This window comes from Campylobacter sp. BCW_6873 (assembly GCF_001762365.1).
Lineage (GTDB): Bacteria > Campylobacterota > Campylobacteria > Campylobacterales > Campylobacteraceae > Campylobacter_D > Campylobacter_D jejuni.
This window is the reverse complement of record NZ_MJWS01000099.1, coordinates 1-1,658: the sequence shown is the minus strand read 5'-3', so window position 1 is coordinate 1,658 and position 1,658 is coordinate 1. Positions and strand designations below refer to the sequence as shown.

Here is a 1,658-nt window from a genome sequence, read left to right as displayed (position 1 = left end):
TTTAAAGTCCAAACCATAAGGAGTGAATTTTTGATAGTCTTGATAATCTTGATTGTAAATATAGTATTGTTTGGTTTTTGGGGATTGTAGAATATCAGCAAAGGTTATTTGTGGTATAATATATATCTTTGGTTTATAAGTTTCCATCTGTCTTGTAGAACCCCAAATACTAAAACTCTTTTCATTAAAATCCCAAGCTCCAACAGGTTGTCCTAGCTTGATAAAATTTCCCTTATCATCAAATTCATGTCCTTGATCTAAAAAATCAAAGCTATCATAAACATAAATAAGCATTTCATCAACGCGGTATGATACCTTTTCTCTATCTCCTTGAATTTCTTTTTTAATGCTTAATTTTGAAGGAACAAAATTAAAAGAAAATTTACCACTACAAGCATAAAGAGATAGATCTTGCATGAGTTCATCATAAGTTTGCTCTAAAGTCTCATATGTATTATAAGTAAGTCCAAATGGCGATGTCGCAAAAATAAATTTATCAAGTCTAGCATAAGAAAAATCTACCTTAAATTTCTCTGCAATATTTATACCTAAATTTTGCCAAATTTGTCTGAAAAACTCATCATCACCCATACCTATATATTGACAATTTAAAGTATCAAGCTCATAGGGCTTACAGTGTAAAATGCGTTTATAATCTTTTGAAATTTCATCATTTTCTTTAATGATGATATAAGATTCTTCATTTTTATCGCTTCGATTTTCTTTTATATCGATAGCAAAATCAAATTTATATTCTCCTTGAGGCAAATTTTTTAATATCAAAATATTATGAGTTTTTCTTAAAATTTTTTCTATTTGCTTTGTAAAATTTTGAGTGTATATGTCTTCTTTTGTATGAAATTTTTTACTTAGTCTTTTTATTATAGGAAAATGAGAATAAAACTTATCCCAATCTAGCGTAGTGTAAAATTTAATAGAACGCCTTTCTTCTCTTACTTCATTTGTTTTATTATCTATATGGCGAGAAAAACGCTCTGAATTTTGCCTTAGTCTTTTCATCTCTTGGGTTTGTGTGTTGTTTGGATAAGGGGTATAATGTAAAATAAGGGGTTCTATACCTTTACTTTGTAAGAAATTTTGTATTTCTTTTAGTCTTTGTTCTGCTTGGGGATTATTAGGCTTATTTTGTTTTACGGGGAGATGATAATTTTGTATTGTATCTATCTTAGGGCTATTTTGCCACAATACTTGAAGTTGATAACTAACAGCCCAACCTAGTGTTGCTATTTCATTATTGCTTTTTTGATAGTATTTAAATTCATTATAACAACACTCTAATTCTGTAGGTAAAACTGTTTCATCATATTGCAAAGTGCTAAAATTTATATTATTAATATAAATTTGGCTCTTTAAAGTTTCTTCATTAATATGTCCTACTGGAACAATGTTTTCCCAAAAAAGTTCTTCATCCATTATTTCATCCTATTGTTTTTATATTTTTTAGAAATTCCTTAAGCATGTTCTCATTTAAATTTATAGAATACCTAGTCCAGCACATTCTAGCATATTTATAAAGTTTCATATATTTGGCTTGTTTTCATATATTATTTTATCCTTTATGATTTGCATTTGAATTCATCTTTAGGAGAAAAATAATAACTAGGTGTATCTTGTTTTATAGTATTATCTTGATCTAA

General features: G+C 27.6%; 1 protein-coding gene. It reads right to left on the bottom strand.

Going from position 1 to position 1,658, the window contains the following annotated elements:
* On the bottom strand, nucleotides 1–1,434 hold a 1,434-nt coding region (locus tag AJ932_RS08470; RefSeq protein WP_070278805.1), incomplete at its 3' end, for a DUF6402 family protein.
* Nucleotides 1,435–1,658: the final 224 nt, after the last annotated feature.